Origin of the sequence: Tepidiphilus olei (assembly GCF_006980705.1) — a bacterium.
In the GTDB taxonomy this organism is placed as follows: domain Bacteria; phylum Pseudomonadota; class Gammaproteobacteria; order Burkholderiales; family Rhodocyclaceae; genus Tepidiphilus; species Tepidiphilus olei.
Window position 1 is genome coordinate 34,568 of record NZ_SBHO01000008.1, and the last position, 25,017, is coordinate 59,584.

Genomic DNA, 25,017 nt, shown 5'->3' on the forward strand with positions numbered 1-25,017 from the left:
AGCGAAACGCCGTCTTTTCAGCCCCTTCCCTCGCGTGCAGCGATCAGCAGGCGGGGGGTCGGAGCCGTGGTCTCGAGGTAGCGTTGCAGTCCCTTGAGGATCGCCTGCGCCAGTTGCTCTTGGTATTTTGGGTCTTTCAGTCGCCGCTCTTCCTCTGGGTTGCTGATGAAGGCAGTCTCGACCAATATGGCAGGAACGTCCGGATTGCGCAACACGGCGAAGTTGGCGTATTCGATGTCGCGTTTGTGCAACGTATTGACTTGCCCGAGGGCGGTAAGGACGTGGCGCCCGAGCTGGGCGGAATCCTGCATGGTCGCCGTGAGCGAGAGATCGAGCAAGGTCTTGGCGACGTGCTCGTTCTGTTGCCCCAAATTGATGCCTCCGATGAGGTCGGCCTGGTTTTCTTTGTTGGCGAGCCAACGTGCGGTGGTGCTCGAGGCGCCGCGATTGCTCAGCACATAGACGGAGCTGCCGCGCGGTGCCGAGGAGGCCACGGCGTCGGCATGGATGGAAATGAAGAGGTCGGCCTGGGCCCTACGGGCTCGCCGTACGCGCTCGCCAAGGGGAACGAAATAGTCTCCGTCACGGGTCAGGGCACAACGTAGATTGGGTTGGGCATCGATGATGCGTTTGAGCCGGCGCGCGATGGCCAGGGTCACGTCTTTTTCGCGGGTGCCGAAGCGGCCGATCGCTCCCGGATCCTCGCCGCCGTGACCGGGATCGATCACGACCACGTAGGGGGCTCCGCCCGAGGCCCGAGCCGTGGTCGGGGCGCCTTTCGTCTGGGCAGGGGGAGGGGCTGAAGCGGTGAGATCGGGCGTTGCGCTCAGCGCGGAGGATGCCGCCGTGGGCGATGTGGCCGCTCGCTTGCCGTCGAGCTCGGCAAGCAGGGCCTCGATGGGGTCGCGCGGCGTTTTGGGATAGACGTCGATGACCAGCCGGTGGCGATACTGAGCCACCGGATCCAAGGTGAAAATCTGCGGTTCGGCCTGCCGTTTGAGGTCGATGACCACGCGCACCACGTCGGGACGGAACTGACCGATGCGCACGCCATGAATGTTGGGATCGTCGGCCGCGATCTTGTCTGGTAGGCTCTTGAGCACTTCGTCGATGTTCATGCCAGGCAGGTCGATCACGAGCCGGTCGGGGTCGGGAACGAAAAGATACTCGAAATGCAGTGGCTGGTTCGCTTCGAGGGTGATCCTCGTGTAATCTTCGGCCGGCCAGGCGCGCACGGCGACGAAGGTCGTTCCTTGTGCCCTGGCCAGATGGGGCGTGAGGGTGAAGGCGGCCAGGAGGGCGCCGGCCCGTCCGAGGAAACGGCGCCGAGGGACCGTTGCGGGTATGGGCGTCATGGTGCGGCGAGGCGGTTCAGACATTGGCGAGCCCTCGGGGTCGAGGCGGTTAGCCGAACTTCACGGCTGCCGTCTGGTCGTGGTTCGATCGTGATCGTCAGATCGGCTCCGGGGGCGAGTGCTGCAGCTTTTTCCGGCCATTCGACGAGGCAAACACCCGTGCCGTCGAAGTATTCCTCCAGCCCCGCGGCGTAGAATTCTTCCGGTGTCGCGAACCGATAAAAATCAAAGTGATACAAGTTTAATCCAGAAACAGGATAAAGTTCAACCAGTCCGTAGGTGGGGCTCTTGACGGGACCGGTGTGTCCCAGAGCACGCAGAATCGCGCGCACGAAGGTGGTCTTGCCCGCGCCCAGGGGGCCGACGAGGTGAACGACCCAGCCAGGGGCAAGGCAGGGGGCCAGACGTGCGGCGAGCGCTGCCATGGCATTCTCGTCGCTGAGCGATAGGGTGATGGCCGAAGTTTCACGAGGCAGGGACATGGGGCGTTTGTGGAGATGACGAACTTGGTCGATTGGCAGGCGCGCAAACGCGCGATCGCCGAGGCGGCTGCCTCCTTGGGGTTTTCGGCGATGCGGGTGGCCGAGCCTGATTTGTCTCGGTGCGAACCGAGCCTGCTCGCCTGGTTGGAGGCTGGCTTCCACGGTGAGATGGATTATATGCGCCGGCATGGGCTTTTGCGTGCGCGTCCGGCAGAATTGGTGCCGGGCACGGTCCGGGTGATCTCCTTGCGCTTTCCCTATTGGCCTGTGGAGGAGGTGCCGGCACGGACCGTGCTCGCCGACCCGAGGCTTGGTTACGTGTCGCGCTATGCCCTGGGGCGGGATTACCACAAAGTCGTGCGCGCGCGCCTGGCAAAGCTCCTTGCGTTCATGGAAACGCTGGGGCCGCACCGTGGGAGGGTCTTCGTCGATTCGGCGCCGGTGATGGAAGTGGCCCTTGCCGAGCGCGCGGGGCTCGGCTGGCGCGGCAAGCACACGCTCTTGTTGAACCGAGAGGAAGGGTCCTTCTTCTTTCTCGGCGAGATCTTCACCGATTGGCCCTTGCCGGTGGACGAACCGGTTGCGCCGCACTGCGGGCGCTGCACCCGTTGCCTCGATCTCTGCCCGACCCGGGCAATCGTGGCGCCCTATCGTCTGGACGCACGCCGATGTATTTCCTATTTGACCATCGAGCATCCAGGGCCGATTCCCGAAGCCCTGCGCCCGATGATCGGCAATCGCATCTATGGCTGCGACGATTGCCAACTCGTCTGCCCGTGGAACCGCTTCGCGCGGCGCGTCGATCTCCCGGAATTCGCGCCACGCCATGGGTTGGATGCGCCGGCGCTCACTTCGCTCTTCGCCTGGAGCGAGGCCGAGTTCCTGGAGCGCTTCGCCGGCAGCCCCATCCGGCGCATCGGCTGGGAACGGTGGCTGCGCAACCTGGCCGTGGCCCTGGGCAACGCGCCCACGAGTCCGGAGGTGGTGGCGGCGCTCGCGGCGCGGCGAGAGCATCCCTCCCACCTGGTGCGCGAGCACGTCGCCTGGGCGCTCGCGCGGCATGGAGCGTCTCGAGGGGCGGTGCTACACTCGCGCTTTTGCAGGGATGGCACAGGATGACGAAGGCGGAGCGCCCCATCGGGGTGTTCGATTCCGGAGTGGGCGGCTTGACGGTGGTGCGCGCCCTCATGGAGCGGCTACCGTTCGAATCCATCGTCTACTTCGGCGACACGGCGCGCGTGCCCTACGGGATCAAGTCGCCGGACACCATCGCGCGTTACGCGGCCCAGCTCACCCGTTTCCTGCTCGCGCAGGACGTGAAGATGCTGATCGTGGCGTGCAACACCATGGCGGCGGTGGCGCAGGAAGTGGTGCGTGCGCTCGCCGGGCCGAACGTGCCGGTGCTCGACGTGATCGAGGCCGGCGCCCGGGCGGCGGTGGCGGCCACGCGTAACGCCACGGTGGGCGTGATCGGTACCCCGACCACCATCAATAGCAATGCCTATGCGCTGCGCATTCACGCGCTGCGCGGCGACGTGCGGGTGCATTCACGAGCCTGTGCCCTCTTCGTGCCGCTGGTGGAGGAGGGCTGGCTCGACCATCCGGTGACGCGGCTTACCGCCGAGGAGTACCTCAAGCCGGTGCTCGCCGAAGGGGTGGACACCCTCGTGCTCGGCTGTACCCATTATCCCTTGCTCAAGCCGGTGCTCGCCGAGATCGCCGGGCCGCGGGTGCGTATCGTCGATTCGGCCGTGACCACGGCCGAGCAGGCCGCCCAGGTGCTCGATCGAGAAGAGGGACTGCGCGCCGGAGTCGGCGTCGTTCTCCGGCATCGTTTCTACGTGACTGACGTCCCTCTGCGTTTCCAGACGATCGCCGAACGCTTCCTGGGGCGGTCCTTGCCGGAAGTGGTGCGCGTCGACGTGCCGGAGTAGTCTGCTCGGGTCGTTTCTCAGGGTTCGGGCCCGGTGGCGACCGGACGGCGCGGATCGGCGCACCACTCGCTCCATGAGCCGGGATAGAGGCGCGAGCCGTTCAAGCCCACCCATTCCATTGCAAGCAGGTTGTGGCAGGCGGTGACGCCGGAGCCGCATTGATGTACCACTTCCGACGGATCGCGGCCGGCAAGGAGCGCCGCGAATTCGGCGCGCAGGGCCTCGGGTGGGCGGAAGCGGCCGTGCTCGTCGAGGTTGAGGCGGTAGCAACGGTTGACGGCGCCGGGAATGTGGCCCGCGACCGGGTCGAGCGCCTCGTTCTCGCCGCGATAGCGGTCGGGACTGCGGGCATCGAGGATGAGGAACCGGCCCGTTCCGAGTTGGGCGAGGAGTTCGTCGGCGGTGACGGTGGGCATGCACGGCTCGGGTGCGGCCGGGTAGGTACACGGCGCGGCTTGCCGCACGCTGCGGTCGAACGGCAGATTGTCGCTGCGCCAGGCGTTCCAGCCCCCGTCGAGCACGGCGACGCGCCGATGCCCGATCCAGCGCAGCAGCCACCACGCGCGTGCCGCGAACATTCCTCCGTCGTCGTCGTAGACGATGATCCGAGTCTCGGGCGTGAGGCCGCAGTCCCCCGCGAAACGGACGAAATCGCCATACGCAGGAAGGGGATGGCGCCCATTCGTGCCGGTGCGTGGACCGGAGAGATCTTCGTCCAGATGCCAGAAGATCGCCCCGGGGATGTGGGCCTCCGCCCAGGCCCGGCGGCCGAGCGTCGGATCGCTGAGGTCGTGCCGGCAGTCGATCACCCGCCAGGAAGGATCGTCCAGGTGTTCGGCGAGCGTGCGAACAGAGAGGATGGGGCCGACGCCGTCATGGATGGCCTGGTGCATCTCGTCCCTCTTTGAGCCAGGCGAGGGCTTCTTCCTCCGTGTCGAAAACCTTGATCTCGGCCTCGAGAAAGAGGCTTTCGAGCCAGGTCAGCACGGCAAGCCAGTCGTCTTCGGCGACGATGGCGATGCGACGGAAGTCGTTCGGATGTTGCCGGGCGAAGCGGAATTCTTCCCAGGCAGCGTCGATCGTAAACCCCAGCATGTTGCGCAGGTCGAGCAGTACGTCCACCGGACCGCCGAAGCGGTTGCGGTATTCGACCGCATCCTCGAATTCCTTGAAATCTTCGAGCGTGAATTCGCCGAACACGGCGGCGGAGATGAGGTCGTCGCGGACTTCGATGGTGATCACGGTGCGGTTCCTCGGGAACGAACACGCTCACTATAGCGATCCGTGCCCGCCCCCGCAACCCGTCGCGGGCTCGCACGGCAGCACGAGACGGGCGCACAGACCGCCCAGTGCGGAATCCTCGAGCACGAGCGTGCCGTTCATCGCGCGGGCAAGGTTGACGGCGATCGCTAGACCCAGCCCCGTGCCGCCGGTGTCGTAATTGCGCGAAGGGTCTAGCCGAGCGAAGGGTTCTAGTACGGCGCGTCTCGATTCGCGGGGGATGCCTGGGCCATCGTCCTCGATGGTGAACTCGTAGGTTCGCTCCGCCGAGGGGCGCAAGGTGAGTCGCACGCGAGTGCCGTAGCGTGAGGCATTGTCGAGCAGATTCGAGAGGATGCGCCCGAGTGCTGCTGGGTCGACCGTTGCCGACAAGGGGGGAGCAGGCAGAATGGTTTCGATCTCCACGCCGCTTTCACGGTAGAGGGCGACGAGATCGGTAACGAATTCGTTGAGATCGACCTCCTGGTATTCGAGATGGGGGGTGAGGCTTCGGGCATAGTCGAGGCTGAGGTCGATGAGCTTTTGCATGTCCGCCAAATCGCGCTCGATCCCGTTGCGGATCTCGTCCTCGGGCAGAACCTCCACGCGCAGGCGTATGCGCGCCAGTGGTGTGCGCAGGTCGTGTGCGATACCGGCGAGCAGGGCGGTGCGGGCGGCGAGCAGCTGCTCGATGCGTTCCCGTAGGGCGTTGAGGGTGCGGGCAGTGAGTACGACTTCGTAGGGGCCGTGTTCGGGCAGTGGAGTGGCTGACGCCTGAGGGGTGGCAAAGGTCTCGAGCGCGCCGATGAGCCGCTCCAGCGGGGAAGTGACCCGGCGCAAGGCCCACAGCGTGATGAGCCAGGTCCCGATCCCGGCGAGTGCGAGCGCGGTGACGATGCGCCAGGGCAGGTTGGGTTGCGGCCGATGGAGTTGAGGTGGGAGCAAAGCGCTCAAAGGAGTGCCGTCTTCGAGGATGACGGTGGCTCCGCGGCGGGATCCGGCCTCGGTTTCGATTTCCCAGAAAGAGAGGTCTTCCAGCGAAAAGAAATTGGCGAGCGTTTCATGCCATACCGGCGGCAGGGGGAGTGGCCGAGCTCGTGGTGGAGGCGCGGCCGGAGCGACGATCAAGGGGGCGAATTCCCAATATTGAGCGGCCATGGGCCGCTCGCTCCAGGGCAGAGCTTCCATGACTGCAACGGCGCGCGCCAGTGCTTGGGCGGCGTCGCGTTGCAGACGCACTTCCGCGCTCGCCCGGCTTTGGTAGGCGAGCAAGGCCAGCGTCAGGGCAAAGAGGGCGACGACGGCGGCGCTGACCACCCAGGCGAGTCGGGTGCGCAAGCGTCGGCCGAAAGACAGCAGAGGAATCAGGCTCATTCGATCGATTCGACCGGAGCGGCGAGCACGTAGCCTTGGCCGCGCACCGAGCGGATGGCCCGCGGTACCTGAGGGTCGGACTCGAGTTTGGCGCGCAGGCGGCTGACGGCGATGTCGATGGCACGGTCGAACACGTCGGCGCCGCGCCCACGCGTGGCGCGCATGAGATAGTCGCGGGTGAGCACTTCGTTGGGGTGCTGTACGAAGAGCGACAGCAGGGCAAACTCGCTCCCGGTGAGCGGCTGGACCGTGCCATCCGGTAGGGTGAGGGTTCGTGCCACGGTGTCGAATTCGACCGGCCCGATGCGCCAGCGCCTGGGTGCGAGCGATGGCTGGGTGCCGGGGCTGCGCGTGCGTCGCAGGATCGCCTTGATGCGCGCCTCGAGCTCACGGGGAAGAAAGGGCTTGGTGAGATAGTCGTCGGCACCGATCTCGAGCCCAAAGACACGGTCGAACTCGTCGTTGCGCGCGGTGAGCATTAATACGGGGACTGCTCGGGTGCGTGGATTGGCCCGCAGCCGGCGCAGCACGCTGGGCCCGTCTTCACCGGGTAGCATCCAGTCGAGCACGATGAGATCGGGCAGACGCTGTGCCAAGAGCCCATCGAGCGCCGCAGCGTCGGCTACCGCTTCGACCGAAAAACCGCGTCGTCGCAAATCTTCGCCGAGCAAGCGGCGAAACTCATGGTCGTCATCGACCAGGATGAGGTGAGAGGTCGACTCCATTGGGGGCTTCGTATGTAACATCGACTGCATTATGGCGCACTTCACTCCAAAGGAAAAAGATACGATCGTCGGCGATAACAAACGTTACACGCCGAAACGCTGATGAGGCGCGAGGACGGCGGTTGCGTGCTCTAATGAACATGTCCGCAAGGGACGCAACGCAATGATGAATGAGGAGAAAACGATGATGGATGCTCGGATGAGGAAAAACGGTCTGACTCGCCGCTGGCGGCACGGCCTCGTCGCTCTGGCACTGATCGGGGTCGCGGGGGCCGGATTCGCACAGCAGCCGGCGCCAGCCCCCAGGGGGGGCGCTCCGATGGGGCCCGATGCCGGCCCGGCGGTACGCCCGCAGATGACGCCGGAGCAATGGCGCGAACGCATGCAGCAGCGCCACGACGCCGAAGTAAAGCGCCTGGAGGGGTTGCTGAATCTTCGCCCGGAGCAGCGTGCCGCCTGGGAGGAACTCCTCGCCGTTTGGAGTGCGCACCGGGAGCAGTTCTTCTCCTATCGCTGGGAGCAAAGCCAGCGCCCCGTGACGGCTTTGGGGAGGCTACAGGAGCGCGAAGAGCGCTTGGCGGCCCATCTCGAAGCGGTACGCAGCCTGCGCGAGGCGGTGCAAAAGTTTTACCTCCAGCTCGACGATACGCAGCGCGACGTGTTCGATCGGGAATTCATGCGCTGGGGTAAAGGGAAAGGAGGGGATCCGCGGCCGCGCTGAGCGTCTCGCCGGGACGATCGCGGCGCGTGATTGCCTGGTCACGTCGCCGCGATCGTTTTTTTCGATCGTCTTTCCTCTTGGCGCACGGAACAAACGCCTCTAGAATGGGCTCTGAAGCAACACTGGTAGCATCATCTAGGAGTTCGTCCCTTGAACAACGTCGTCAAAAATCTCGCGATCTGGATCGTCATCGGCATGGTGTTGATGACGGTGTTCAACCAGTTCAACGATCAGCGCCCTGTTTCCGCCAATACCATGGAATATTCCCAATTCATGGAAGAGGCGAAGTCCGGTCGCATCACCAAGGCCGTCATCGATGGGCGCGTCGTCAAGGCACTCACCGTGGACGGACGCCAGATAACCGTCTATACCCCTGGGGTTCAGGACATCTGGATGGTGTCCGACCTGATGCAGGCGGGAGTGCGCATCTCTGCGACCAAACCCGATGAAGGGCCTTCGCTGCTCACCAACATCCTCATTTCGTGGTTCCCCATGCTGCTGCTCATCGGGGTGTGGATTTTCTTCATGCGCCAGATGCAGGGCGGCGGCAAGGGTGGGGCGTTCTCCTTCGGTAAGTCGCGGGCGCGCTTGCTCGACGAGTCGAGCAACACGGTGACGTTCGCCGACGTTGCCGGTTGTGACGAAGCCAAGGAAGAGGTGCAGGAGCTCGTCGATTTCCTGCGCGATCCCACCAAGTTCCAGAAACTCGGCGGGCGCATTCCCAAGGGCGTGCTGATGGTGGGCCCTCCGGGTACGGGCAAGACGCTGCTCGCCAAAGCGATCGCCGGCGAGGCCAAGGTGCCCTTCTTCAGCATCTCCGGTTCGGATTTCGTCGAGATGTTCGTCGGCGTGGGGGCGGCGCGGGTGCGCGACATGTTCGAACAGGCGAAAAAACACGCCCCCTGCATCATCTTCATCGACGAGATCGACGCCGTGGGCCGCCAGCGCGGTGCTGGGCTCGGCGGGGGCAACGACGAGCGCGAGCAGACGCTCAACCAGCTGCTCGTCGAAATGGACGGGTTCGAGGGTGCGAGCGGCATCATCGTGATCGCCGCCACCAACCGTCCCGACGTGCTCGATCCCGCGCTGCTACGCCCGGGGCGCTTCGACCGGCAGGTGGTGGTGTCGTTGCCCGACGTACGTGGCCGCGAGCAGATCCTCAAGGTGCACATGCGCAAAGTTCCGATCGCACCCGATGTAGACCCCTCCATCCTCGCTCGTGGCACGCCGGGATTTTCGGGTGCGGATCTCGCCAACTTGGTCAATGAGGCGGCGCTCTTTGCCGCGCGCAGCAACAAACGCCTCGTCGACATGGACGACTTCGAGCGAGCCAAGGACAAAATCATGATGGGGGCCGAACGGCGCTCCCTCATCATGTCCGAGGAAGAACGGCGCAACACGGCCTATCACGAAGCCGGGCACGCCGTGGTGGCCAAGCTCCTCGACAAGACCGACCCGGTGCACAAGGTCACCATCATCCCGCGCGGCCGCGCTCTGGGCGTGACCATGCAGCTGCCCGAGGGGGATCGCTACAGCCAGGACAAGGAGCGTTTGCTGCAGATGATCGCCGTGCTCTTCGGCGGGCGTATCTGCGAAGAAATCTTCATGCACCAGATGACCACCGGAGCCTCCAACGACTTCCAGCGCGCCACCGACATCGCCCGCAAGATGGTCACGCAGTGGGGCATGTCCGACGCGCTCGGTCCGATGGTCTATGGAGAGGAAGAAGGCGAGATCTTCCTGGGACGTTCGGTGACCACCCACCGCAACGTTTCCGAGGCCACGATGCAGAAAGTCGACGCCGAGATCCGGCGCATCATCGACGAGCAATATGCGCTTGCGCGGCGCCTCATCGAAGAGAACCGCGACAAGGTCGAGGCGCTCGCCCAGGCCCTTCTGGAATATGAAACGCTGGATGCCGAGCAGATCGACGACATCATGGCCGGTCGCCCGCCTCGTCCCCCCAAGGATCGGGGTGACATGGGCGCCTCTCCACGCGGTGGCGCGTCTGGTCCAGCGAGCGAGCCCAAGCCCGGAGCGGCGCCTGATTCGCCCGAACCGGTGGTGTGATGCGGTGGCTGCAGGCGGGGCGCTTTCGGCTCGATCTCTCCGAGCCGAAAGTGATGGGCATCGTCAATCTCACCGAGGATTCCTTCTCCGGCGACGGGCTCGGCGCGCAGCGCGATCGGGCGCTGCGCCAGGCTGAGGCCTTCATCGCGGCTGGGGTCGATCTGCTCGATTTCGGCGCGGAATCGACGCGCCCCGGGGCCGAACCCGTGCCGGCCGAGCAGGAGCTCGAGCGCTTGCTGCCGGTGCTGGAAGCCCTGAAAGGGGCGCCGGTGCCGCTGTCGGTCGACACCATGAAACCCGAAGTGATGCGCGAGGTGCTGCGCGTGGGGGCCGATCTCATCAACGACGTGGCCGGATTCCGCCTGCCCGGCGCCATCGAGGCGGTGGCCGCCAGCGACTGCGCCTTGTGCGTCATGCACATGAAAGGCGAGCCGCGCACCATGCAGCACTCTCCCGTCTATACGGACGTGCTCGCCGAGGTCGAGGAATTCCTCGAAGAACGAACCGCGGCGCTGCAGGCGGCGGGCGTGGCGCGCGAGCGCATCCTTTGGGACCCGGGGTTTGGTTTTGGCAAGACGCTGGAGCACAACGCGGCGCTCTTTCGCGCCCTGCCGCGCTTGGCGGCGCGCCAGCCGCTCCTGGTGGGGGTGTCGCGCAAAACCATGATCGGCCAGATCACGGGCCGGCCCGTGGGCGAGCGGCTCGCCGGCAGCCTCGCGGCCGCCGTGCTCGCCTGGGTTCATGGCGCCGCCATCGTGCGCGTACACGACGTGGCCGCCACGGTCGATGCCCGTGAAATCCTGCGCGCGCTCGGGCCCTCTTCTGGCGACGCAACGACGGTCTGAGCCTTTTTCCCCTGATTTCGTGCGACAATTCGCACCCTGCGCAGCATAGGGTCTAAGAATGGGTCGTTATTTCGGTACCGACGGGATTCGCGCGCGCGTCGGCGAGCCGCTGATGTCGCCGGAGTTCGTCCTCAAGCTCGGGCATGCCGCCGGGCGGGTGCTCGCGCGTCACGCGCACGGTGGCGCCAAGCGGGCGGCGGTACTCATCGGCAAGGATACGCGCATCTCCGGCTACATGATCGAGTCGGCTCTCGAGGCCGGTTTGTCGGCGGCCGGCGTCGACGTGGTGCTGTGTGGCCCCTTGCCCACGCCTGGGGTGGCTTATCTCACCCGCGCCTTGCGCTTGGAGGCAGGAATCGTGGTGAGCGCCTCGCACAATCCCTATCCCGACAACGGGATCAAGTTTTTCGGCCCGAATGGCGAGAAACTGCCCGATGAATTGGAGGCCGAGATCGAAGCGACGGTCGAATCGCCTCTCGTTTGCCGCGAAGCGCACGAGCTGGGACGTGCCAGGCGCTTGGACGATGCCGCGGGGCGCTACATCGAATTCTGCAAGAGTACTTTCCCCGCTTCGATGTCGCTCGATGGGCTGCGTCTGGTACTGGATTGCGCCCACGGCGCCGCCTATCAGGTCGCTCCGGCGGTGTTCCACGAACTCGGCGCCGAGGTGGTGGCGCTCGCCAATCAGCCCAACGGATTCAACATCAACGAGGGCGTCGGGGCGACGCATCCCGAATACCTGCAGGCCATGGTACGAGCGCACCGTGCCGACTTGGGCATCGCCTTCGACGGCGATGGCGATCGGGTGATCATGGCCGACGCCGAAGCACGCCTCTACGATGGCGATGCGCTCCTCTACGTGATCGTGCGCGATCGTGTGCTGGCAGGGCAGCGCCTCGGCGGAGTGGTCGGTACGCTGATGTCGAACCTGGGGCTGGAGCACGCCGTGCACAGACTCGGGGTGCGATTCGAGCGCACCAAGGTCGGCGATCGCTACGTCGCGGAGGCGCTGCGCGAGCGTGGGTGGGAGTACGGCGGCGAGAGTTCTGGGCATTTGCTGTGCCTCGGCGTACATACCACGGGCGACGGTATCATCAGCGCCTTGCAGGTCTTGGCCGCTTTGCGCCGCCGCGGTGAGACCCTGGCGCAAGCCTGCGCCGACCTCGTGCGCTACCCCCAGGTGCTGCGCAATGTCTCGGTACCGCGCGGCTATGACTGGAAGGACCATCCCGGGGTGCTCGCCGCTTGCCGCGCCGCCGAGGCCGAACTGGCCGCGCAAGGGCGCATCCTGTTGCGCCCCTCGGGAACCGAGCCGTTGTTGCGCGTCATGGTGGAAGGGCGCGATGCCTCGCTCGTACAGCGTTGGGCCGATGCGCTTGCAGCGGCGATCGAGTCGTCGCTCGCCACGGAAAGCGCATCGATGCACTCGGGGGGTAATCCATGAAGAAAATCGTACTCGGCAACTGGAAGTCGGTCGGCGATACGGCCAGTAACGTCGTGCTGCTCACTGCGCTCGCCCAGCATGCTCCTGCTGCCGGCGTGGAACTCGGTGTATGCGTCCCTTATCCGTATCTGCCCCAGGCGAAAGCGATACTGGAAGGCACGGAGATCGGCTGGGGGGCGCAGAACGTCAGTCCGTTTGGTGCCGGCGCCTACACGGGCGAGGTCCACGCAGGAATGCTCGCCGAATTCGGCTGCCGGTATGCCCTCGTCGGGCATTCGGAACGGCGTCAGTATTTCGGTGAGACGGATGAGCTGATTGCTGGTAAAATCGATCGTTTGTTGGCAGCCAACGTCCGGCCCGTGGTCTGCGTCGGCGAGACGCTCGCCGAACGTGAGTCTGGCGCTTGGCGCGAGATGCTCGAGGGGCAGGTGAGGGCGCTCGTCACTCGGCTCGGAGTCGATAAATGCGCCCGCGCCTGGTTTGCGTACGAACCGGTCTGGGCGATCGGCACCGGGCGCAGTGCTGAGCCACGGGACATCGCCGAGGCGCATGCGTTTTTGCGCCGGCAGCTGGTGGCGTTGGGTGTGCCGCAGCGCGATCTCGTGCTTCTCTATGGCGGCAGCGTCAAGGCGGACAATGCTCAGAGTATTTTCGCCGTTCCGGGGTGCGACGGCGTGCTCGTCGGTGCGGCCTCCCGTGTCGTCGGAGAATTCGCTGCCATCGCAGCGGCGGCCGCGCGTGCGGTGCAAGGAAGTTAGGAGAAGAGAATGTCGGGAGTCTGGTTTTCGGTCATATTGACGGTCCATGTCTTGATTGCGGTCGCCTTGATCGCTTTGGTGCTGCTCCAGCGGGGGAAAGGGGCCGACGCAGGGGCTGCCTTCGGAGGTGGCTCTTCGGCCAGTCTCTTCGGGGCGAGCGGCGGGGCGAATTTCCTCAGCCGTACCACCGCGGTGCTCGCAACGCTGTTTTTCTTGACAAGCTTGGCTTTGACGTATTTGGCCAGTCAGCGCCTCGAGCAAGGCAGCGGCAGCGTCATGGAGGCGGCGCCGGTCGAAGCGCTGCCGCAACCGAGTGCTCCCGTGCCCGGTTCTCAAGCACCGGCCGTGCCACAATAAAGAAGAGCCGCTTGCAAAAAATCGTCTCTTTGCGTTATAATTTACGAATTACGCAAGCCGACGTGGTGGAATTGGTAGACACGCCATCTTGAGGGGGTGGTGGCGCAAGCCGTGTGAGTTCGAGTCTCACCGTCGGCACCAGAAAGCAGCTGAAAAATCGCTGCTTTTTTTTCGTCGAATCTATGATAAATAAATAACTACGACGGCACCAGGTTCTTGTTCGTCCGAGTCCTGAATCGCGAGATTTTTTGCGCTATGATGGACCAGTGTTCCGGGCGGATTGGGCAGCCGAGAGGTGATCATGGTCGAGAATTATTTCCCGGTATTCGTGTTTCTCGTCGTTGCGCTGCTCTTTAGCATGGCGCCTCTCCTTCTCGGGCGTTTGCTCGGACCGAGTCGTCCTGATCCGGAAAAACTTTCGCCTTACGAGTGCGGTTTCGAGCCGTTCGAGGATGCGCGCATCCGCTTCGACGTGCGCTATTACCTCATCGCGATCCTCTTCATCCTGTTCGACCTGGAAATCGCTTTCCTCTTCCCTTGGGCGGTGGTCTTCAAAGACATGATCGCCGAGGGGGCACACGCGTTCTATGTGTTTGGCACCGTCATGGTTTTCCTTGCGGTGCTGGTGATCGGCTACATCGTCGAGTGGAAGAACGGCGCACTCGACTGGGAGTGAAACGATGAGCATCGAAGGCGTCATGCGCGAGGGGTTTCTCACCACTTCGCTCGACACGGTCCTCAACTGGACCCGCACCGGTTCGCTGTGGCCCATGACGTTTGGTCTGGCCTGCTGCGCCGTCGAGATGATCCACGCCGGCTGCTCGCGCTACGATCTCGACCGCTTCGGCGTCGTCTTCCGTCCCAGCCCGCGCCAGTCCGACGTGATGATCGTCGCCGGCACGCTGTGCAACAAGATGGCCCCGGCACTGCGTAAGGTGTACGATCAAATGCCCGAGCCGCGCTGGGTGATCTCCATGGGTTCCTGCGCCAACGGCGGGGGCTACTACCATTATTCGTACTCGGTGGTGCGCGGCTGTGACCGCATCGTTCCCGTCGATATCTACGTGCCGGGTTGTCCGCCCACCGCCGAGGCCCTGCTCTACGGCATCATCCAGCTGCAGAACAAGATCAAGCGCACATCGACCATCGCGCGTTGAGCCCCGGAGACCCAGCATGAGTCGCATCGAACGTTTGGCGCAAACGCTACAGGAGGTGCTCGGCGACAAAGCGCTCGAGGTGCTCCTCGACCGCGGCGAGGTGACCTTGCGCGTGAGCGTTGCCGACTATCCCCTCGTGGCCCAGTTGCTGCGGGATCATCCCGAGCTGGCTTTCGAGCAGCTCATCGACCTCTCGGGGCTGGATTATTCCACCTATGGTAATCGCCCGTGGCCTGGTCATCGCTACGCCGTGGCCGTTCATTTGCTCTCCTTGCAGCACAACGTGCGTCTGCGCGTCAAGGTCTTCGCCGAAGACGACGAGTTTCCTCTGATTCCGTCCGTGATCGAGGTCTGGCCCAGTGTCGACTGGTATGAGCGCGAGGCCTTCGACCTCTTCGGCATTCTCTTCGATGGACATCCCGATCTGCGGCGCATCCTCACGGATTATGGCTTCGTGGGTCATCCGCTGCGTAAAGACTTCCCGGTGAGCGGCCACGTCGAAATGCGCTACGATCCCCATCTACGCCGCGTGATCTACCAACCCGTCACGATCGAGCCGCGCGTCAATGCGCCGCGCATCGTGCGTGAAGCCCATTACGGGGACGTCGACCATGGCTGAGATTCGCAACTACACCATCAACTTCGGTCCGCAGCACCCTTCCGCGCATGGCGTGCTGCGGCTCATCCTCGAGCTCGACGGGGAAGTCGTCGCTCGTGCCGATCCGCACATCGGGCTGCTGCACCGTGGTACGGAAAAGCTCGCCGAGACACGCACTTGGGTGCAATCGGTCCCCTACATGGATCGGCTCGACTACGTCTCGATGATGTGCAATGAGCATGCATACTGCATGGCCATCGAGCGGCTGCTGGGTATCGAGGTGCCAATCCGCGCCCAGTACATCCGGGTGATGTTCGACGAGATCACGCGCATCCTCAATCACCTGCTCAACATTGGCACGCACGCGCTCGACATCGGCGCCATGACCATGGTGCTCTACACTTTCCGTGAGCGTGAGGATCTCATGGATGCGTACGAAGCGGTCTCCGGTGCGCGCATGCATGCTGCCTATTACCGACCGGGCGGCGTCTATCGCGACCTGCCCGATCAGATGCCGAAGTATCAGGTGAGCAAAGTCAAGGACGAGAAGCGCGTACGCGAGCTCAACCGCAACCGCGAAGGGTCGCTGCTCGATTTCCTGGAAGATTTCACCGAGCGTTTTCCCAAATACCTCGACGATTACCATGAGCTGCTCACCGACAACCGCATCTGGAAGCAGCGCACCGTTGGGATCGGCGTGGTCTCGCCCGAGCAGGCGCTCGCCTGGGGCTTCACCGGCCCTATGTTGCGTGGCTCCGGTGTGGCTTGGGATCTGCGCAAGAAGCAGCCCTACGAGGTCTACGACCAGCTCGAATTCGACATCCCCGTGGGCACCAATGGCGACTGCTACGATCGCTACTTGGTGCGCATGGAAGAGATGCGCCAGTCGAACCGAATCATCAAGCAGTGCATCGACTGGCTGCGCAAGAACCCCGGTCCGGTGATCACCGACAACCACAAGGTCGCGCCGCCACCACGAGCCAGGATGAAAGAAGGGATGGAGGAACTCATCCATCACTTCAAGCTGATGACCGAGGGGATTCACGTACCGCCGGGTGAAGTCTATGCTGCGGTCGAGCATCCCAAAGGCGAATTCGGCGTCTATGCCGTCTCCGACGGCGCCAACAAACCCTACCGCGTCAAGCTGCGCGCGCCGGGCTTCGCGCATCTCTCGGCGATGGATCGCATGGCGCGGGGGCATCTCGTCGCCGACGTGGTGGCGATCATCGGGACCATGGACATCGTCTTCGGCGAGATCGACCGCTGAGACGGGGAGAACGCACGACCATGCTAAGTCAAGACTCGCTCGCAAAAATCGATCGTGAAATCGCCAAATACCCCGAAGGCCAGAAACGCTCGGCGGTGATGGCGGCGCTGCGCATCGCGCAGGAGGAGAAGGGGTGGCTCGCCCCGGAGACGATCGAATTCGTCGCCGGCTATCTCGAGATCCCGCCGGTGGCCGCCTATGAAGTGGCCAGCTTCTACAACATGTACGATCTCGAGCCGGTGGGCAAGCACAAGATCACCGTGTGCACCAACCTGCCGTGCGCGCTCTCGGGCGGGGTCCATGCCGCCGAATATCTCAAGGAAAAACTCGGCATCGATTTCGGCGAGACCACGCCCGATGGCCTCTTCACGCTCAAGGAAGGGGAGTGCATGGGGGCCTGCGGTGACGCACCCGTGATGCTCGTCAACAACCACCACATGTGCAGCTGGATGACGAAGGAAAAAATCGACCAGCTCATCGAGCAGCTGAGGGCCAAATGAGCGCGCAAGGACTGATCCTCAAGGGACTCGACGGCGACCGCACCTGGCGGCTCAAAGACTACGAAGTGCGCGGCGGCTATTCGGCCCTGCGCCGTCTCCTCACGGACAAAGTGCCGCCGGAGCAGGTGATCCAGGAAGTCAAGGCTTCCGGTTTGCGCGGTCGTGGCGGCGCCGGCTTTCCCACCGGGCTGAAATGGAGCTTCATGCCACGGCAGTTCCCCGGCGAGAAGTACGTTGTCTGTAACTCCGACGAGGGCGAGCCGGGTACTTTCAAAGATCGCGACATCCTGCGCTACAACCCGCACGCCGTCATCGAGGGCATGATCATCGCGGGTTACGCCATGGGGTGCCGACGCGGGTACAACTACATCCACGGCGAAATCTTCGAAGTCTATCTGCGATTCGAAGAAGCGCTCGAAGAAGCCCGCGCCGCCGGCTACCTCGGCGAGAACATCCTCGGCAGCGATTTCTCCTTCGATCTCTACGCCCATCACGGCTACGGCGCCTACATCTGCGGCGAGGAGACGGCGCTGCTCGAATCGATCGAAGGCAAGAAAGGGCAGCCGCGCTTCAAGCCGCCTTTTCCGGCGAGCTTCGGCCTCTACGGCAAGCCCACCACGATCAACAACACCGAGACCTTCGCCTCCGTCCCCTTCATCCTGCAGATGGGCGGCGAGGCTTTTCTCAAGCTGGGCAAGCCCAACAACGGCGGCACGAAGATCTTCTCCGTATCCGGCCACGTCAATCGTCCCGGCAACTACGAGGTGCCTCTGGGTACGCCGTTCGCCGAGCTGCTGGAGATGGCCGGCGGCGTGCGCGGTGGCCGCAAGCTCAAGGCGGTGATCCCCGGGGGTTCTTCGGCCCCGGTGTTGCCGGCCGAGATCATGATGCAGTGCACGATGGATTACGATTCCATCGCCAAAGCCGGCTCCATGCTCGGTTCGGGCGCGGTGATCGTGATGGACGAGACCACCTGCATGGTCAAGGCCCTGGAGCGCCTCTCCTACTTCTATTTCGAAGAATCTTGCGGGCAATGCACCCCTTGCCGTGAGGGCACCGGTTGGCTCTACCGCGTCGTGCATCGCATCGAGCACGGGCAGGGGCGGCCCGAAGATCTCGCGCTGCTCGAGTCGGTCACCGGCAACATCATGGGGCGTACCATCTGTGCCCTGGGGGATGCCGCTTCGATGCCGGTGCAGAGCTTCATCAAGCACTTCCGCAGCGAATTCGAGCATCACATCGAGCACAAGCAGTGTCTGGTGCCGCCCGAAGTGCAGCGGGCGGGAAGTGAAATCTACGTGGGGCCGTCATGCTAGAACTCGAAATCGACGGGAAGCCGGTCCAGGTCGACGACGGCAGCACCGTGATGGATGCGGCGAAGAAGCTGGGGATCTACATCCCGCACTTCTGCTATCACAAGAAACTGTCGATCGCCGCCAACTGCCGCATGTGCCTGGTCCAAGTGGAAAAGGCACCCAAGCCGCTACCGGCTTGCGCCACGCCTGCCACCAACGGCATGAAGGTGTATACGCACTCGCCGGCGGCGGTGAAGGCGCAGAAAGGGGTGATGGAGTTTCTCCTCATCAATCACCCTCTCGACTGCCCGATCTGCGACCAGGGGGGGGAGTGTCAGCTGCAGGATCTGGCCGTCGGCTATGGTCAGAGCGCCTCGCGCTACGACGAAGAAAAGCGCGTGGTGCACGAAAAAGACCTCGGGCCCCTGGTGCAGACGTTCATGACGCGCTGCATCAACTGTACCCGCTGCGTACGTTTCCTCGACGAGATCGGCGGCTATCAGGAAATGGGGCAGGCGTTCCGCGGCGAGCGGGCCGAGATCATGCCCTTCCTCGGGCGCACGATCGACTCCGAGCTCTCGGGCAACATCATCGACCTCTGCCCGGTCGGGGCGCTCACGTCCAAGCCCTTCCTCTACCGGGCGCGTACCTGGGAACTCACCCGTCGCCGCTCGGTGAGCCCGCACGACGGTTTCGGTTCCAACCTGATCGTGCAGTCGCGCCACGACGTGGTCAAGCGGGTGTTGCCGCTCGATACCGAAGCGATCAACGAATGCTGGCTCTCCGACCGCGACCGTTTCGCCTATCCCGGGCTCGAAGCGGCCGACCGGCTCACGACTCCGCTCGTCAAGCGCGACGGCCAATGGGTGGAAGTCGATTGGGCGACGGCGCTCGAAGTGGCGGTCAATCGCCTCAAGAGCGTCATCGACGAGGAGGGGGCACGGCAGGTGGCCTTCCTTGCGCACCCCATGGCCACCGTCGAGGAGCTCCATCTGCTCAAACGCCTGGGTGAAGCTCTGGGGGTGGGGCTGGTCGATGCGCGTCCCGATCGGCTGGATGCCAGAGCCGATGCCGCCCGCGGCGCTGTCGCCTGGCTCGGCATGGAGTATGCCGACGTCGCGGCGCTCGATCGCCTCTTCGTGATCGGTTCCGCCTTGCGCCAGGATCTGCCGCTCCTCGCGCACCGCGTGCGGCAGGCGGCCAAACGCGGGCTCGAGGTGGCTGCGCTCGATTTCGTCGCCGACGACTGGCGCCTGCCGGTCGCGCCGCGGCTCGTGGCCAAACCCAGTGAATTCGTCGCCCGCCTTGCTGCCGTGGTGCGTGCCGCGGCCGAAGCGAAAGGTGTGGCGGTGCCGAGCGCAGCCGGAGAGGCTGCTGCGCCCAATGAAGCGGAACGGGCAATCGCTCGGCAGCTGCTTTCGGGTGAGCGGCGAGCGATCTGGCTCGGGGCGCTTGCCCTGGCGCATCCGGATGCGGCAGCGATCGAGTCCCTTGCCACGGAATTGGCCCAGATTTCCGGCGCGACGCTCGGCTGGTTGCCGGCCGGGGCGAATGCCGTCGGGGCGCAGCTCGTGGGGGCGATCGGCGCCGAGACGGCACTCGCTTCGCTCGCGCAGCCGCGCTCGGCCTACCTGTTGCTGCACCTGGAGCCGGAAGACTTTGCCGACGAGATGGCAGCCCAGGCGGCTTTCGAGCGTGCCCGCACCGTGGTGGCCCTCACGTCCTATGCCGGAGAGGCGTTACGTGCCCGTGCCGACGTGTTGCTGCCGGTGGCGCCCTTCACCGAGACGTCCGGCACCTTCGTCAATCTCGCAGGCATGGCGCAGTCCTTCACCGCCGTGGTGCGCCCCAAGGGGGAGACCCGCCCGGCGTGGAAAGTGCTGCGTGCGCTCGGTGCGATGCTCGAGCTCCAAGGGTTCGCCCAGCAGAGCTCGGAGGAAGTGACGGCCGAGGCCCTTCCCTCGGGCTGGCAGACGCGTCTCGCGCGCACGGGGGTCTCCGGTTTCAGCGCGGCGACGTGGCCTTCCGGCGAAGGTGTGGAGCGTATCCCGCTCGTGCATCCTTACGCGCGTGATCCGATCGTGCGCCGTTCCCCGCCGTTGCAGCAGACGGCGGAAGCGCGCCGTCTGCGCATGGCGCGTCTGCATCCGGATACGGCTCGGGCGCTGAACGTGGCCGAAGGGGATCGGATCGGTGTGGGAATGGGGTGTGTGGCCGAGGCGGCGCTCGATGCCGGGGTGCCGCCGGGCGCCGTGTTGCTTGCCTGTGACGAGACGTTTGCCCGGGCAGGGCATCCATGGGCGGTGCTGACTGTGGAGCGTGCATGATGGAAGCGACGTGGCAAACTCTCGCGACGTGGTTCGGCCCGACTTGGCCGGCGGTTTGGGTGTTATTGAAGATCATCGCCCTTCTCATCCCCTTGATGCTGGCGGTGGCGTACCTGACCTTTGCCGAGCGCAAAGTCATCGGCTACATGCAGGTGCGCATCGGTCCGAACCGTGTCGGCCCCAAGGGGTGGTTGCAACCGATCGCTGACGCCTTGAAACTCCTTTTCAAGGAAGTGATTTTCCCGACCCAGGCGAACAAAGGGCTGTACGTGATCGGTCCGATCATGGCGCTCACACCGGCCCTGCTCGCCTGGGTGGCGATTCCTTTCGGCGAGAACACGTGGATCGCCAACCTCAACGCGGGTGTCCTCTTCGTCTTGGCCGTTACGTCATTGGAAGTCTACGGGGTGATCATCGCGGGCTGGGCCTCGAACTCCAAATATCCGTTTCTCGGAGCGATGCGCGCCTCGGCCCAGATGGTTTCCTACGAAGTGGCGATGGGGTTCGGCCTGATCTCGGTGCTGCTCGTGGCCGGTAGCCTCAATTTCATCGATATCGTGCATTCACAGGCTCAGGGTCGGTTCGCCGAGATGGGCTTGGGGTTCCTGTCCTGGAACTGGCTGCCGCTCTTGCCGCTCGCGGTGGTGTATTTCATCTCGGGCGTGGCCGAGACCAACCGTGCACCCTTCGACGTGGTCGAGGGTGAATCCGAGATCGTGGCCGGGCACATGGTGGAGTATTCGGGGATGGCGTTCGCGCTCTTCTTCCTCGCCGAATACGCCAACATGATCCTGGTTTCTTTCCTCACCTCGATCTTCTTCTTCGGGGGCTGGCTCTCTCCGGTGGGTTTCCTGCCCGACGGCCTGCACTGGCTGCTCATCAAGGCGGCGGTGTTCCTCTTCCTCTTTCTGTGGTTCCGCGCCACCTTCCCGCGGTTCCGTTATGACCATATCATGCGTCTGGGGTGGAAGGTCTTCGTCCCGATCACCTTGATCTGGCTGTTCGTGGTGACGGTGTGGCTGCTCTCGCCACTGTCGATCTGGCGCTGAGGAGAATACGATGGGCGCGCACAACCTGATCGGAACCTTGTTCCTCAAAGAGCTCTTCAAAGGGCTCGCCGTGACCGGGCGGCACTTTTTCGCCCGCAAGATCACGGTGCAATATCCCGAAGAGCGCACGCCGCAGAGTCCTCGTTTTCGCGGGTTGCACGCGCTGCGTCGCTATCCCAACGGCGAAGAGCGCTGCATCGCCTGTAAGCTGTGCGAGGCGATCTGCCCGGCCATGGCCATCACCATCGAGGCCGAGCCGCGTGCCGATGGCTCGCGCCGTACCACGCGCTACGACATCGACCTGACCAAGTGCATCTTCTGCGGCTTTTGTGAGGAGGCCTGCCCCGTGGATGCCATCGTCGAGACGCGGGTGTTCGAGTACCACGGGGAGCAGCGCGGCGATCTCTATTACACCAAGCAGATGCTGCTGGCAGTGGGCGACAAGTACGAAGCGCAGATCGCTGCCGATCGTGCGGCCGACGCGAAGTATCGTTGAGCCGGGAAAAGGACAGGCCATGGAATTCCAAACCGTCGTTTTTTATCTCTTTGGCGCGATCGCGGTAGCCGCAGCCCTAGGGGTGATTCTGGTGCGTAATCCGGTGCATGCCGCCCTGTGCCTGGTGCTCGTTTTCTTCTCTTCCGCGGCGATCTGGCTCTTGCTCGAGGCAGAATTCCTGGCCATCACCTTGGTGCTCGTCTATGTGGGCGCCGTGATGGTGCTCTTCCTCTTCGTCGTAATGATGCTCGACATCAACGTCGATCGTTTGCGCGAGGGATTCTGGTCCAACCTACCGCTGGGTTTGTTGGTGGCGGCGGTGCTGGTAGTCGAGATGCTGCTCGTGCTCACGGGAGATGTCTTCCGCCAGGCTTCCTCTCCACCCGCCTTGCCAACCGATGCGAGCAATACCGAATCGATCGGTCGAGTGCTCTACACCCTCTATTCCTATCCCTTCGAGCTGGCGGCGATGATCCTGCTCGTGGCGATGGTGGCTGCGGTGAGCCTGACGCTGCGCAAGCGCAAGGACGTGCGTTATCTCGATCCGGCCGAACAGGTGAAGGTGAAAGCAGCCGATCGGTTGCGGGTGATCTCCATGCCCGCAGAAAAAGAGTGAGCGGGGAGACATCATGCTGACTTTGTCCCATTATTTGGTGTTCGGCGCCATCCTGTTCGCGATCAGCGTGGTCGGAATTTTCCTCAACCGCAAGAACCTGATCGTGTTGTTGATGGCCATCGAGTTGATGCTGCTGGCGGTGAATACGAATTTCGTGGCTTTTTCCCGCTACCTGGGAGACATCCATGGACAGATCTTCGTCTTCTTCATCCTGACGGTGGCGGCGGCCGAGGCCGCGATCGGGCTGGCGATCCTGGTGGTGCTGTTCCGCAACCGCCGCTCCATCCACGTCGATGACCTCGACCAACTGAAGGGTTGATTGCGATGAGCGCGATGAACGAAATGAAAACGCTCTATCTCCTGGTCCCGTTCGCGCCGCTGGTGGGTTCCATCGTGGCGGGGCTCTTCGGTCGCTGGGTGGGGCGCCGTGGGGCGCATACGGTCACCATCCTCGGTGTGCTCGTGTCCTTCCTCGCCTCGATCGCGATCTATTTCGACGTGCAGGCGGGTAACACGTTCAACGGGCCGCTCTATGTCTGGGGTACGAGCGATGGGCTCTCCTTCCAGGTGGGATTCCTCATCGACCCGCTCACGGTGATGATGATGCTCGTGGTCACTTTCGTGTCGCTGATGGTGCATATCTACACCATCGGCTACATGGCCGATGATCCGGGCTATACGCGCTTTTTCAGCTACATCTCGCTCTTTACCTTCTCGATGCTGATGTTGGTGATGGCCAACAACTTCCTGCAGCTCTTCTTCGGCTGGGAAGCGGTGGGCTTGGTGTCGTACTTGTTGATCGGTTTCTGGTACACGCGTCCTAGTGCCATCTACGCCAATCTCAAGGCCTTCTTGGTCAATCGCGTCGGCGACTTCGGCTTCCTCTTGGGTATCGGTCTGGTGGCGGCCTATGCGGGTTCTCTCGATTATGTCGAAGTATTTGCCAAGGCCGAGCATCTGGCGGGGCTCACCGAGACGGTCACCGGTTGGCCGCTCGTGACCGCCATCTGTATCGCGCTCTTCGTCGGCGCCATGGGCAAATCGGCCCAGGTCCCCTTGCACGTGTGGCTGCCGGATTCGATGGAAGGTCCGACGCCGATCTCGGCGCTCATCCACGCCGCGACCATGGTCACGGCCGGTATCTTCATGGTGGCGCGTATGTCGCCGCTCTTCGAGCTCTCCGACACCGCGCTCTCCTTCGTGCTGATCATCGGCGCCACGACCGCGCTCTTCATGGGTTTTCTCGGGATCGTGCAGAACGACATCAAGCGCGTGGTGGCCTATTCGACCCTGTCGCAGCTCGGCTACATGACGGTGGCGCTGGGCGCGTCGGCCTATTCGGCGGCGGTGTTCCACCTCATGACGCACGCCTTCTTCAAGGCGCTGCTCTTCCTCGCCGCCGGTTCGGTCATCATCGGCATGCACCATGACCAGGACATGCGGAACATGGGGGGCTTGCGCAAGTACATGCCCATCACCTGGATCACGGCGCTCATCGGCTCGCTCGCGCTCATCGGCACGCCCTTCTTCTCCGGATTCTACTCCAAGGACACCATCATCGAGGCGGTGGCCGAGGCGAACGTCTTCGGCGCGGGGTACGCCTATTTCTGCGTGCTCGCCGGCGTCTTCGTCACGGCGTTCTACACCTTCCGCATGTATTTCCTCGTCTTCCACGGCAAGGAGCGTTTCGAGAAAGCGCACCATGGGCACGAGGCGCATGGTCACGACGAGCATCATGGGCTGGCGCCGGGCGAGAAACCGCATGAATCCCCTGCCGTGGTGACGGTGCCGCTGGTGCTCTTGGCCGTTCCCTCGGTGGTGATCGGCTATTTCACGATCGAGCCCATGCTCTACGGTGGTTGGTTCGGTGACGCGATTCAGGTGCTCGCCGAGAAACACCCGGCCATGGAGAAACTCGCCGAGGAATTCCACGGGCCTCTGGCGATGGCTTTGCACGGTTTCACCACGGCGCCGTTCTGGCTCGCGCTCGCCGGCGTCGTGTTCGCCTGGTTCTGCTACCTGGTACGTCCGCAGGTGCCGGAATTCTTCGCGCGCACGTTCCGCCCGATCTACGTGCTGCTGGAGAACAAGTACTATTTCGACCGATTCAACGAGGTGGTCTTTGCCGGCGGGGCGCGGTTGCTTGGGCGTTTCCTCTGGCAGATCGGCGATCGCACCATCATCGACGGAGCCGTGGTCAATGGCTCGGCTTCCATGGTGGGTGAGATCGCTGCTGCGGCGCGCACCTTGCAGTCCGGGCGGCTCTACCACTACGCCTTCGCGATGATCGTCGGCATGGTGGTGTTGCTCTGGTTCATCTACGGCGGACATTGAGGCGGGATCAGGTCCCGATTTTTACGATACCAAGACGACGCGCACACGGAAGA

Annotated in this window: 26 protein-coding genes and 1 tRNA gene; 21 read left to right on the forward strand and 6 right to left on the reverse strand. The window is 63.8% G+C overall.

What is annotated here, in order from left to right:
- Positions 1-17: 17 nt before the first annotated feature.
- Together EPD80_RS08920 and tsaE are read right to left on the reverse strand one after the other, a co-directional pair.
- Positions 18-1,379, reverse strand: a complete 1,362-nt coding sequence (locus tag EPD80_RS08920; RefSeq protein ID WP_142805019.1) for an N-acetylmuramoyl-L-alanine amidase — start codon at positions 1,377-1,379, stop codon at positions 18-20.
- The gene (gene tsaE, locus EPD80_RS08925) at positions 1,352-1,780 is read right to left on the reverse strand and encodes a tRNA (adenosine(37)-N6)-threonylcarbamoyltransferase complex ATPase subunit type 1 TsaE (protein WP_221928929.1); all 429 of its coding nucleotides are present in this window, start codon (positions 1,778-1,780) and stop codon (positions 1,352-1,354) included. Before tsaE ends, EPD80_RS08920 begins: the two co-directional genes overlap by 28 nt.
- Positions 1,781-1,852: 72 nt before the next feature.
- Between tsaE and queG the strand changes: the two genes are divergently transcribed.
- Positions 1,853-2,956 (forward strand): tRNA epoxyqueuosine(34) reductase QueG, encoded by a 1,104-nt coding sequence (gene queG / locus EPD80_RS08930; protein ID WP_142805021.1) that lies wholly within the window; start codon positions 1,853-1,855, stop codon positions 2,954-2,956.
- Positions 2,953-3,771 carry a glutamate racemase gene (gene murI / locus EPD80_RS08935; RefSeq protein WP_142805022.1) on the forward strand — a complete coding sequence of 273 codons (819 nt, stop codon included), beginning with the start codon at positions 2,953-2,955 and terminating at the stop codon, positions 3,769-3,771. The genes queG and murI overlap by 4 nt, the downstream gene beginning before the upstream one ends.
- Positions 3,772-3,788: 17 nt before the next feature.
- Here murI and EPD80_RS08940 read toward each other — a convergent pair whose 3' ends face one another.
- Genes EPD80_RS08940 through EPD80_RS08955 form a run of 4 tightly spaced genes read right to left on the reverse strand, consistent with a single transcriptional unit; the run spans position 3,789 to position 7,130 of the window.
- Positions 3,789-4,664 (reverse strand): sulfurtransferase, encoded by an 876-nt coding sequence (locus EPD80_RS08940; RefSeq protein ID WP_142805023.1) that lies wholly within the window; start codon positions 4,662-4,664, stop codon positions 3,789-3,791.
- The gene (locus tag EPD80_RS08945; RefSeq protein ID WP_142805024.1) at positions 4,645-5,013 is read right to left on the reverse strand and encodes a SpoIIAA family protein; all 369 of its coding nucleotides are present in this window, start codon (positions 5,011-5,013) and stop codon (positions 4,645-4,647) included. Before EPD80_RS08945 ends, EPD80_RS08940 begins: the two co-directional genes overlap by 20 nt.
- 30 nt (positions 5,014-5,043) lie before the next feature.
- A complete protein-coding gene (locus EPD80_RS08950) occupies positions 5,044-6,405 on the reverse strand; it encodes a sensor histidine kinase (protein WP_142805025.1) in 1,362 nt (453 codons plus the stop codon).
- Positions 6,402-7,130, reverse strand: coding sequence for a response regulator (locus EPD80_RS08955; RefSeq protein WP_142805026.1), 729 nt, complete (start codon positions 7,128-7,130; stop codon positions 6,402-6,404). Before EPD80_RS08955 ends, EPD80_RS08950 begins: the two co-directional genes overlap by 4 nt.
- Before the next feature lie 184 nt (positions 7,131-7,314).
- Between EPD80_RS08955 and EPD80_RS08960 the strand changes: the two genes are divergently transcribed.
- The 19 genes from EPD80_RS08960 (at position 7,315) to nuoL (ending at position 24,964) form a co-directional block, all read left to right on the forward strand.
- On the forward strand, positions 7,315-7,851 hold the full coding sequence (locus EPD80_RS08960; RefSeq protein ID WP_169116320.1) for a Spy/CpxP family protein refolding chaperone: 537 nt from the start codon (positions 7,315-7,317) through the stop codon (positions 7,849-7,851).
- Between the two features lie 150 nt (positions 7,852-8,001).
- Positions 8,002-9,921 carry an ATP-dependent zinc metalloprotease FtsH gene (gene ftsH, locus EPD80_RS08965; protein ID WP_142805028.1) on the forward strand — a complete coding sequence of 640 codons (1,920 nt, stop codon included), beginning with the start codon at positions 8,002-8,004 and terminating at the stop codon, positions 9,919-9,921.
- Complete coding sequence (gene folP / locus EPD80_RS08970) at positions 9,921-10,766, forward strand: dihydropteroate synthase (protein ID WP_142811207.1); 846 nt, start codon at positions 9,921-9,923, stop codon at positions 10,764-10,766. The genes ftsH and folP overlap by 1 nt, the downstream gene beginning before the upstream one ends.
- Before the next feature lie 58 nt (positions 10,767-10,824).
- Positions 10,825-12,210, forward strand: a complete 1,386-nt coding sequence (gene glmM / locus EPD80_RS08975; protein ID WP_142811209.1) for a phosphoglucosamine mutase — start codon at positions 10,825-10,827, stop codon at positions 12,208-12,210.
- On the forward strand, positions 12,207-12,968 hold the full coding sequence (gene tpiA, locus EPD80_RS08980) for a triose-phosphate isomerase (RefSeq protein ID WP_142805031.1): 762 nt from the start codon (positions 12,207-12,209) through the stop codon (positions 12,966-12,968). Before glmM ends, tpiA begins: the two co-directional genes overlap by 4 nt.
- A gap of 9 nt (positions 12,969-12,977) precedes the next feature.
- Positions 12,978-13,325, forward strand: a complete 348-nt coding sequence (gene secG / locus EPD80_RS08985; protein WP_142805032.1) for a preprotein translocase subunit SecG — start codon at positions 12,978-12,980, stop codon at positions 13,323-13,325.
- A gap of 56 nt (positions 13,326-13,381) precedes the next feature.
- Positions 13,382-13,466 (forward strand) — tRNA-Leu (locus EPD80_RS08990).
- Between the two features lie 160 nt (positions 13,467-13,626).
- Positions 13,627-14,001 (forward strand): NADH-quinone oxidoreductase subunit A, encoded by a 375-nt coding sequence (locus tag EPD80_RS08995; protein ID WP_142805033.1) that lies wholly within the window; start codon positions 13,627-13,629, stop codon positions 13,999-14,001.
- 4 nt (positions 14,002-14,005) lie between these two features.
- Positions 14,006-14,482, forward strand: coding sequence for a NuoB/complex I 20 kDa subunit family protein (locus EPD80_RS09000; RefSeq protein ID WP_142805034.1), 477 nt, complete (start codon positions 14,006-14,008; stop codon positions 14,480-14,482).
- A 16-nt stretch (positions 14,483-14,498) separates the two neighbouring features.
- Positions 14,499-15,101, forward strand: a complete 603-nt coding sequence (locus EPD80_RS09005) for an NADH-quinone oxidoreductase subunit C (protein ID WP_142811211.1) — start codon at positions 14,499-14,501, stop codon at positions 15,099-15,101.
- A complete protein-coding gene (locus EPD80_RS09010) occupies positions 15,094-16,347 on the forward strand; it encodes an NADH-quinone oxidoreductase subunit D (protein WP_142811214.1) in 1,254 nt (417 codons plus the stop codon). The genes EPD80_RS09005 and EPD80_RS09010 overlap by 8 nt, the downstream gene beginning before the upstream one ends.
- Positions 16,348-16,367: 20 nt before the next feature.
- The gene (nuoE, locus tag EPD80_RS09015; RefSeq protein WP_142811215.1) at positions 16,368-16,847 is read left to right on the forward strand and encodes an NADH-quinone oxidoreductase subunit NuoE; all 480 of its coding nucleotides are present in this window, start codon (positions 16,368-16,370) and stop codon (positions 16,845-16,847) included.
- On the forward strand, positions 16,844-18,163 hold the full coding sequence (gene nuoF / locus EPD80_RS09020; protein ID WP_185957756.1) for an NADH-quinone oxidoreductase subunit NuoF: 1,320 nt from the start codon (positions 16,844-16,846) through the stop codon (positions 18,161-18,163). Before nuoE ends, nuoF begins: the two co-directional genes overlap by 4 nt.
- Positions 18,157-20,469, forward strand: coding sequence for an NADH-quinone oxidoreductase subunit NuoG (nuoG, locus tag EPD80_RS09025; protein ID WP_142811217.1), 2,313 nt, complete (start codon positions 18,157-18,159; stop codon positions 20,467-20,469). Before nuoF ends, nuoG begins: the two co-directional genes overlap by 7 nt.
- A complete protein-coding gene (gene nuoH / locus EPD80_RS09030) occupies positions 20,469-21,518 on the forward strand; it encodes an NADH-quinone oxidoreductase subunit NuoH (RefSeq protein WP_142811300.1) in 1,050 nt (349 codons plus the stop codon). The genes nuoG and nuoH overlap by 1 nt, the downstream gene beginning before the upstream one ends.
- Positions 21,519-21,528: 10 nt before the next feature.
- Entirely contained in the window at positions 21,529-22,014 is a 486-nt protein-coding gene (gene nuoI, locus EPD80_RS09035) for an NADH-quinone oxidoreductase subunit NuoI (RefSeq protein ID WP_028874905.1), read from the forward strand.
- Positions 22,015-22,033: 19 nt separating this feature from the next.
- The gene (locus EPD80_RS09040) at positions 22,034-22,630 is read left to right on the forward strand and encodes an NADH-quinone oxidoreductase subunit J (RefSeq protein WP_142805039.1); all 597 of its coding nucleotides are present in this window, start codon (positions 22,034-22,036) and stop codon (positions 22,628-22,630) included.
- A gap of 13 nt (positions 22,631-22,643) precedes the next feature.
- Positions 22,644-22,949: an NADH-quinone oxidoreductase subunit NuoK gene (nuoK, locus tag EPD80_RS09045; RefSeq protein WP_142805040.1), complete on the forward strand. Its 306-nt coding sequence runs from the start codon at positions 22,644-22,646 to the stop codon at positions 22,947-22,949.
- 14 nt (positions 22,950-22,963) lie between these two features.
- Positions 22,964-24,964 (forward strand): NADH-quinone oxidoreductase subunit L, encoded by a 2,001-nt coding sequence (gene nuoL / locus EPD80_RS09050; RefSeq protein WP_142811219.1) that lies wholly within the window; start codon positions 22,964-22,966, stop codon positions 24,962-24,964.
- Positions 24,965-25,017 lie beyond the last annotated feature (53 nt).

Excerpts from the sequence above, each read along its gene's own strand:
- EPD80_RS09040 (WP_142805039.1), top strand. The coding sequence starts at position 22,034 with ATGGAATTCCAAACCGTCGTTTTTTATCTCTTTGGCGCGATCGCGGTA.
- EPD80_RS08950 (WP_142805025.1), bottom strand. The coding sequence starts at position 6,405 with ATGAGCCTGATTCCTCTGCTGTCTTTCGGCCGACGCTTGCGCACCCGA.
- folP (WP_142811207.1), top strand. The coding sequence starts at position 9,921 with ATGCGGTGGCTGCAGGCGGGGCGCTTTCGGCTCGATCTCTCCGAGCCG.
- EPD80_RS08955 (WP_142805026.1), bottom strand. The coding sequence starts at position 7,130 with ATGGAGTCGACCTCTCACCTCATCCTGGTCGATGACGACCATGAGTTT.
- queG (WP_142805021.1), top strand. The coding sequence starts at position 1,853 with ATGACGAACTTGGTCGATTGGCAGGCGCGCAAACGCGCGATCGCCGAG.
- nuoH (WP_142811300.1), top strand. The coding sequence starts at position 20,469 with ATGGAAGCGACGTGGCAAACTCTCGCGACGTGGTTCGGCCCGACTTGG.
- tsaE (WP_221928929.1), bottom strand. The coding sequence starts at position 1,780 with ATGGCAGCGCTCGCCGCACGTCTGGCCCCCTGCCTTGCCCCTGGCTGG.
- EPD80_RS08940 (WP_142805023.1), bottom strand. The coding sequence starts at position 4,664 with ATGCACCAGGCCATCCATGACGGCGTCGGCCCCATCCTCTCTGTTCGC.
- nuoG (WP_142811217.1), top strand. The coding sequence starts at position 18,157 with ATGCTAGAACTCGAAATCGACGGGAAGCCGGTCCAGGTCGACGACGGC.
- glmM (WP_142811209.1), top strand. The coding sequence starts at position 10,825 with ATGGGTCGTTATTTCGGTACCGACGGGATTCGCGCGCGCGTCGGCGAG.
- tpiA (WP_142805031.1), top strand. The coding sequence starts at position 12,207 with ATGAAGAAAATCGTACTCGGCAACTGGAAGTCGGTCGGCGATACGGCC.
- EPD80_RS08920 (WP_142805019.1), bottom strand. The coding sequence starts at position 1,379 with ATGTCTGAACCGCCTCGCCGCACCATGACGCCCATACCCGCAACGGTC.
- EPD80_RS09010 (WP_142811214.1), top strand. The coding sequence starts at position 15,094 with ATGGCTGAGATTCGCAACTACACCATCAACTTCGGTCCGCAGCACCCT.
- nuoF (WP_185957756.1), top strand. The coding sequence starts at position 16,844 with ATGAGCGCGCAAGGACTGATCCTCAAGGGACTCGACGGCGACCGCACC.
- EPD80_RS09005 (WP_142811211.1), top strand. The coding sequence starts at position 14,499 with ATGAGTCGCATCGAACGTTTGGCGCAAACGCTACAGGAGGTGCTCGGC.
- EPD80_RS08995 (WP_142805033.1), top strand. The coding sequence starts at position 13,627 with ATGGTCGAGAATTATTTCCCGGTATTCGTGTTTCTCGTCGTTGCGCTG.
- nuoK (WP_142805040.1), top strand. The coding sequence starts at position 22,644 with ATGCTGACTTTGTCCCATTATTTGGTGTTCGGCGCCATCCTGTTCGCG.
- nuoE (WP_142811215.1), top strand. The coding sequence starts at position 16,368 with ATGCTAAGTCAAGACTCGCTCGCAAAAATCGATCGTGAAATCGCCAAA.
- murI (WP_142805022.1), top strand. The coding sequence starts at position 2,953 with ATGACGAAGGCGGAGCGCCCCATCGGGGTGTTCGATTCCGGAGTGGGC.
- EPD80_RS09000 (WP_142805034.1), top strand. The coding sequence starts at position 14,006 with ATGAGCATCGAAGGCGTCATGCGCGAGGGGTTTCTCACCACTTCGCTC.
- nuoI (WP_028874905.1), top strand. The coding sequence starts at position 21,529 with ATGGGCGCGCACAACCTGATCGGAACCTTGTTCCTCAAAGAGCTCTTC.
- EPD80_RS08960 (WP_169116320.1), top strand. The coding sequence starts at position 7,315 with ATGATGGATGCTCGGATGAGGAAAAACGGTCTGACTCGCCGCTGGCGG.
- secG (WP_142805032.1), top strand. The coding sequence starts at position 12,978 with ATGTCGGGAGTCTGGTTTTCGGTCATATTGACGGTCCATGTCTTGATT.
- nuoL (WP_142811219.1), top strand. The coding sequence starts at position 22,964 with ATGAACGAAATGAAAACGCTCTATCTCCTGGTCCCGTTCGCGCCGCTG.